Source organism: Pseudomonas sp. XP2, from assembly GCF_053557975.1.
On record NZ_JBNRIK010000006.1, the window covers coordinates 108,381 to 114,741 of the forward strand.

Annotated in this window: 8 protein-coding genes; 3 read left to right on the forward strand and 5 right to left on the reverse strand. The window is 61.6% G+C overall.

What is annotated here, in order from left to right:
- From gorA to ACK1VC_RS09460, 5 genes are all read right to left on the reverse strand, one after another.
- Positions 1–1,322 (reverse strand): glutathione-disulfide reductase (gene gorA, locus ACK1VC_RS09440; RefSeq protein ID WP_449117947.1); only part of this gene is annotated, 1,322 nt, incomplete at its 3' end.
- Positions 1,323–1,421: 99 nt separating this feature from the next.
- Positions 1,422–2,261 carry a UTP--glucose-1-phosphate uridylyltransferase GalU gene (gene galU, locus ACK1VC_RS09445; RefSeq protein WP_016487927.1) on the reverse strand — a complete coding sequence of 280 codons (840 nt, stop codon included), beginning with the start codon at positions 2,259–2,261 and terminating at the stop codon, positions 1,422–1,424.
- A gap of 299 nt (positions 2,262–2,560) precedes the next feature.
- Entirely contained in the window at positions 2,561–3,478 is a 918-nt protein-coding gene (locus ACK1VC_RS09450; protein ID WP_016487928.1) for a c-type cytochrome, read from the reverse strand.
- Positions 3,475–4,125, reverse strand: a complete 651-nt coding sequence (locus tag ACK1VC_RS09455) for a c-type cytochrome (RefSeq protein ID WP_191086752.1) — start codon at positions 4,123–4,125, stop codon at positions 3,475–3,477. Before ACK1VC_RS09455 ends, ACK1VC_RS09450 begins: the two co-directional genes overlap by 4 nt.
- A 77-nt stretch (positions 4,126–4,202) precedes the next feature.
- Positions 4,203–4,562, reverse strand: a complete 360-nt coding sequence (locus ACK1VC_RS09460; protein ID WP_016487930.1) for a hypothetical protein — start codon at positions 4,560–4,562, stop codon at positions 4,203–4,205.
- A gap of 160 nt (positions 4,563–4,722) precedes the next feature.
- On the opposite strand from ACK1VC_RS09460, the gene ACK1VC_RS09465 reads away from it, so the two are divergent.
- Genes ACK1VC_RS09465 through ACK1VC_RS09475 form a run of 3 tightly spaced genes read left to right on the forward strand, consistent with a single transcriptional unit; the run spans position 4,723 to position 6,303 of the window.
- Positions 4,723–5,025, forward strand: a complete 303-nt coding sequence (locus tag ACK1VC_RS09465) for a DUF1883 domain-containing protein (RefSeq protein WP_016487931.1) — start codon at positions 4,723–4,725, stop codon at positions 5,023–5,025.
- A 7-nt stretch (positions 5,026–5,032) separates the two neighbouring features.
- Positions 5,033–5,203 carry a hypothetical protein gene (locus tag ACK1VC_RS09470; protein ID WP_191086753.1) on the forward strand — a complete coding sequence of 57 codons (171 nt, stop codon included), beginning with the start codon at positions 5,033–5,035 and terminating at the stop codon, positions 5,201–5,203.
- A 23-nt stretch (positions 5,204–5,226) separates the two neighbouring features.
- Complete coding sequence (locus tag ACK1VC_RS09475; RefSeq protein ID WP_016487933.1) at positions 5,227–6,303, forward strand: NAD(P)H-dependent flavin oxidoreductase; 1,077 nt, start codon at positions 5,227–5,229, stop codon at positions 6,301–6,303.
- Positions 6,304–6,361: the final 58 nt, after the last annotated feature.

The window sequence follows — 6,361 nt, forward strand, 5'->3', positions numbered from 1 at the left end:
TCGGCCGCCGTCGGGTGCACGCCGATGGTTTCGTCGAATTGCTGCTTGGTCGCACCGGCCTTCAGGGCAATGCCCAGGCCCTGGATGATTTCGCCAGCGTCAGGGCCAACCATGTGGCAACCCAGCACCTTGTCAGTCTCGGCATCCACCACCAACTTCATCAGGGTCTTTTCCTGAATGTCGGTCAGGGTCAGCTTCATGGCGCGGAAACGGCTTTCGAACACCTGCACCTTGTGCCCGGCCTCCAGCGCCTGCTCCTCGGTCAGGCCAACAGTACCGATAGGCGGCTGGCTGAACACCGCCGTCGGGATGTTCTGGTAGTCCACCGGGTGGTACTGCTCCGGCTTGAACAGGCGCCGCGCCACGGCCATGCCTTCGGCCAAGGCCACCGGGGTAAGCTGCACACGGCCGATCACATCGCCAATGGCCAGGATCGAAGGCGCAGTCGTCTGGTACTGCTCGTCGACACGAATGTAACCACGCGCATCCAGCTCGACACCGGTGTTTTCCAGGCCCAGGTTGTCCAGCATCGGGCGCCGGCCTGTAGCGTAGAAAACACAGTCTGCAACCAGCTCGCGGCCGTCCTTCAGGGTGGCCTTGAGGCTGCCATCTTCAAGCTTGTCGATACGCTGGATGTCGGCATTGAATTGCAGATCGAGGCCACGCTTTTCCAGTTCTTCCTTCAGGTGCGTGCGCACCGAGCCATCGAAGCCGCGCAGGAACAGGTCGCCACGGTACAGCAGCGTGGTGTCGGCCCCCAGGCCCTGGAAGATACCGGCGAACTCGACGGCAATGTAGCCACCGCCGACCACCAGCACCCGCCTTGGCAGCGCCTTGAGGTAGAACGCTTCGTTGGAGGTGATCGCCAGTTCCTTGCCCGGGATGTCCGGGATCTGCGGCCAGCCACCGGTAGCGATAAGGATGTGCTCGGCGGTGTAGCGCTGGCCTTCCACCTCCACTTCATTGGCACCGGTCAGGCGTGCATGGCCCTGCAGCAGGGTGACGCCGCTGTTGACCAGCAGGTTGCGGTAGATGCCGTTGAGGCGCTCGATCTCGCGGTTCTTGTTGGCAATCAGGGTGCCCCAGTCGAAATGCCCTTCTTCCAGGGTCCAGCCGTAACCCGCGGCCTGCTCCAGTTCGTCCGCGACATGCGCGCCGTACACCAGCAGTTTTTTCGGCACGCAGCCGACGTTGACGCAGGTGCCACCCAGGTAGCGGCTTTCGGCCACTGCCACTTTTGCGCCGAAGCTCGCCGCAAAGCGCGCTGCGCGCACACCGCCGGACCCGGCACCAATCACGAACAGATCAAAATCGTAGGCCATGTATTCACTCTCCTAGGCAGGCGCACAGCATAACGCCGTTGGCCACTGCAAACAAAAAAGCCACCCTGAAGGGTGGCTCTCTATGACCTGCGGGGCTTATCAGTAAGCCTTGCCAGCTTTGTAGAAGTTCTCGAAGCAGAAGTTGGTCGCCTCGATGTAGCCTTCGGCACCACCGCAGTCGAAACGCTTGCCCTTGAACTTGTAGGCGATCACGTTACCTTCGGCCGCTTGCTTCATCAGCGCGTCGGTGATCTGGATCTCGCCACCCTTGCCCGGCTCGGTCTGCTCGATCTTCTCGAAGATATCCGGGGTCAGGATGTAGCGGCCGATGATGGCCAGGTTCGATGGCGCATCTTCAGGCTTGGGCTTCTCGACCATCGAGTCCACACGGAAGATACCGTCACGGATTTCCTCGCCGGCAATGACGCCATACTTGTTGGTTTCCTGCGGATCGACTTCCTGGATCGCGACGATCGAGCAGCGGTATTGCTTGAACAGCTTGACCATCTGCGCCAGCACACCGTCACCGTCAAGGTTGACGCACAGGTCGTCCGCCAGCACCACTGCAAACGGCTCGTCGCCAATCAGCGGGCGGCCGGTGAGGATCGCGTGGCCCAGGCCTTTCATTTCGGTCTGACGGGTGTAGGAGAACGAGCACTCGTCGAGCAGGCGACGGATACCCACCAGGTATTTTTCCTTGTCGGTGCCCTTGATCTGGTTTTCCAGCTCGTAGCTGATGTCGAAGTGGTCTTCCAGGGCGCGCTTGCCGCGGCCGGTCACGATGGAGATTTCGTTCAGACCAGCATCCAATGCTTCTTCAACGCCATACTGGATCAGTGGCTTGTTGACCACCGGCAACATTTCCTTGGGCATGGCTTTGGTTGCGGGCAGGAAGCGAGTGCCGTAGCCGGCCGCCGGGAACAAGCATTTTTTGATCATATACGTCCTTAACAAAGGCTAGGCCTGTGGAATTCGCCGCAGTCTAATCAGGCGGCACTCACCTTACAATGCCCCCCGATAGCGACCGATGCCATCATAGAGATAACCCAGTGTAGATAGTTCCGGGGGATCGTAAATAATAACGTCATACATGACGGGCGGATGACAGCAAAACAAGGGTGCCTGTACCGGCCCTTTCGCGGGTAAACCCGCTCCCACAGGTACCGCATCAGGCCTGAGCTCTGCACAGATTCTGTGGGAGCGGGTTCACCCGCGAAGAGGCCGGCACAGGTGCTGCATCAGCTACCGGTGCCCTGCCCGATCAGCACCCCATCTACCTTCTGACCATACAGGTTCACGCCGTCATTGGCATGGAACTTCACCCGCGTCTTCTCGATGGAGCCCTCGACCAACCGCGGGTCCTGCGGCCGTTCGTGGCGGTTGATCCACGCCGCCACGTCCCAGGCCTGCTGATCGCTGAGGCTGCCCGGCTTGCCCAGCGGCATGTTGGACTTGATGAACGACGCCGCTGTGTTGATACGGTGCATACCGGCGCCCCAGTTGTAGGACTCCTTGCCCCACAACGGCGGCATCACGTACTCACCGGCCACTTTCTGCCCTTCACCGTTGTCGCCATGGCAGATCGCGCATTGCTCGCGGTACACCTGCTGGCCACGTTTGAAGTCATAGCCGCCCTGGGGCTGCGGCACTTCCGGGTAACCCCGCCCGGCAATTTCCACCCCCGTTGGCGCCTTGGTCGAAAGCCAGTAGGCATAGGTCGCCAATGCCGTCATTTGCGGGCTGTCAGCGGCAGGTGGCTTGCCATTCATGCTGAACTGGAAGCACCCCTGGATCCGCTCGGCATAGGTATTCACCTTGTCGTTTTTCTTGCGGTATGCGGGGTACATCGGATAAGCGCCCCACATCGGCGCCGAATGCGCCAGCCGCCCCTGGTCGAGGTGGCAGTTACTGCAGTTCATGCCGTTGCCCACGGCCTCGGGCATCAGCCGGCGTGTATCGACGAACAGGGCATGGCCCTCGCGCACCATCTTGCCAAAGGCGTTGTCGGGCAACGCGTTTTCAGCGGGCGGCACGAACTGCGGCGCAGCCTGCAGGCCAGGCACGTTCAACTGCGACTGATCTTCCATGGCGATCGGCACGGCCGCCTGGGCGCTGCCCATGGCCAACAGCAACAGCGTTGGAATCATCGGTTTCATGGCTTGACCTCCTGGCTGACGGCGCGGGCGAATAACTCGGCAACAGCCTTGATCTCCTCATCGGTCATGGCCTTGGCCACGCCAACCATCAGCTGGTTGGGGTCATTGCTGCGGCTGCCGTCACGCCAGGCATTGAGCTGGGCCACCAGGTAACTGGCAGGCTGGCCGGCCAAAGGCGGAAAGTGTTCGCCAACGCCACCGCCGCCAGGACCATGGCACTGCACACACCCCGGGATCTGACGACTCCAGTCGCCGTAAAGGGCCATTCGGGTGGTAGGGTCAACGGCGATTTGCTGGCGCCACAACTTGCTGGCGGGGTCGGCCGGCAGGCTGGCCAGATAGGCACTCACCGCCTCGATTTCATCCTCGGTCAAGGCCTTGGCCAATGGCTCCATCACCGGCTGCTTGCGGCTGCCGCTGCGCCAATCGTGCAATTGCTTGCTGAGGTAACCGGCCGGTAACCCGGCCAGACGTGGAAAGCCGGCAGCGGCGATACCTTTGCCGTCCGGGCCATGGCACCCGAGGCACGCCATGGCGGCGGGGTTGGCCCCACCCTGGGTGAAGATTTTCTGGCCCTCCACGGCATGTGCCATGGGCCAGGCCAGGACCAGCATGCCGCCGACCAGGGCGCGTCTGAACGGTGTCATCACGAATCTCCTTTTCTTTTGTTATATGTTTAGGCTTAAAACATATAAGCAAAGACAGGAAGGTCCGTTGCCTCAGATCAATGTCCGGAGATGCACTGGGTGGCCGCCGTGCGCACATCGCCCAGGCGCAGGGGGAAGTTGTTCAGCCGCTCATGCAGCTTGATGCTGCTGCCGCCGCCACGCTTGTCGATGTCCACCAGCGCCGCAGGGCCTGCCCCGGAGCTGATTTTCTGCGGCACGATCAGGCGCAGGCCGTCGCCACGTGGCTCCTCTACCAACGGATCGCGCGTATCAGCCAGCTTTAGCTTGATGCAGTCGGCATATTCACGCGGGGTCTTGCCGGAAATCACATCCAGCGTCTCGTGGGATTGCTCCAGTTCCGAAACACTCACACAACCGCCCAGAGCCAAAGACACCACCGCCACCATCCACTTCATTTAGAGCACCTCAGCCTTCAAGAATCCAGTTCGACCACAACCAGGCCGTTTTGCTCCCTGCATTGGCAGATTTAGCGGGGCCTGACCATCGAGCGCGCCAGTGTAGCGACACATCGTGGTATCTTTTGCCTTTACAGATCCAACCCTTGCGGAGCATCACATGAAATTCGTCCACCAGCGCGAGCACCTCAACGAGGACGACATCGTCGTCATCGAATGCTCCCAGCGCTGCAATATCCGCCTGATGAACGACGCCAACTTCCGCAGCTTCAAGAACGGCGGCCGTCACACCTACCACGGCGGTCAGTTTGTCGACTTCCCGGCCAAAATTACGGTACCCAGCACCGGTTTCTGGAACATCACCATCGACACCGTGACCACGCGCCCGATCTCGGTGACGCGCAAGCCAACCTTGAGCCACAAGATCAAGATCATCCGTCGCTCTTCGTCGAAACTCAGATAAGACTGCCATGACCCAGAACATCAAATACGTCATCAAATACAAGCTCGACGGCGAGCGCCGCTGGGATTTCGCCGTCATGCCCGACGCCTCGCAGGAGCAGGCCCTCGATACCCTGCGCAAGATCCACGGCGACGACGCCGACAAGATCAGCGACATTCATGTGAGCAAGGCACTGTAAGGCTGCGCGCCAAGGAGAACTGCATGAGCAACTGGCCCGACCGTCGTATCCTCGATCTGCTGGGCATCGAGTTGCCCATTCTGCAGGCGCCCATGGCCGGTGCCAGCGGTTCGGCCATGGCCATTGCCGTGGCCGACGCCGGGGGGCTTGGCGCCCTGCCCTGCGCCATGCTCACAGGCGAACAGGTGCGTGGCGAGATCGCAGCCTTTCGAAAGGCTTGCCCGGGCCGCCCGCTGAACCTGAACTTCTTCTGCCATCAGCCGCCAGCGCCCGATGCCGAGCGTGATGCACGCTGGAAGCAGGCGCTTGAGCCTTATTACAGCGAAACGGGTGCCGATTTCACGGCCCCCACGCCAGTGTCCAACCGTGCGCCGTTCGACGAACAAAGCTGCCAGCTGATCGAGCAACTGCGCCCGGAGGTGGTGAGCTTCCACTTCGGCCTGCCCCAGGCTGACCTGCTGCATCGGGTGAAGGCCAGTGGTGCCAAGGTCCTGTCCAGCGCGACGACGGTGGAAGAAGCAGTCTGGCTGGAACGCAATGGCTGTGACGCGATCATCGCCATGGGTTATGAAGCCGGTGGCCATCGGGGCATGTTCCTCAGCAACGACATTACCAGCCAGATCGGCACCTTTGCCCTGGTGCCGCAGGTGGTGGACGCGGTCAGCGTGCCGGTGATCGCCGCAGGCGGTATCGGTGACCACCGCGGCCTGGTGGCGGCACTGGCCTTGGGCGCTTCGGCAGTGCAGATCGGCACGGCTTACCTGTTCTGCCCCGAGGCCAAGGTTTCGCCGGCGCACCGCCAGGCGCTGGACAGCGCGCCCGCCAGCGACACGGCGTTGACCAACCTGTTTACCGGCCGACCGGCGCGTGGCATCAACAACCGCATCATGCGCGAGCTAGGGCCGATGAGCGACCTGGCACCGCGCTTCCCGCTGGCGGGTGGGGCACTGATGCCTTTGCGGGCGATCACCGATCCGCAGGGTAACAGTGACTTCAGCAACCTCTGGGCAGGGCAGGCTCTGAGGTTGGGTAGGCACATGCCTGCGGGGGAGCTGACCCGGGAGATTGCCGAAAAGGCACTGGCCTTGGTTAATCGTTAGGCATCTTCATATACAGGCTCGGCCTCTTCGCAGCACAAGGCTGCTCCTACAAAGGCGC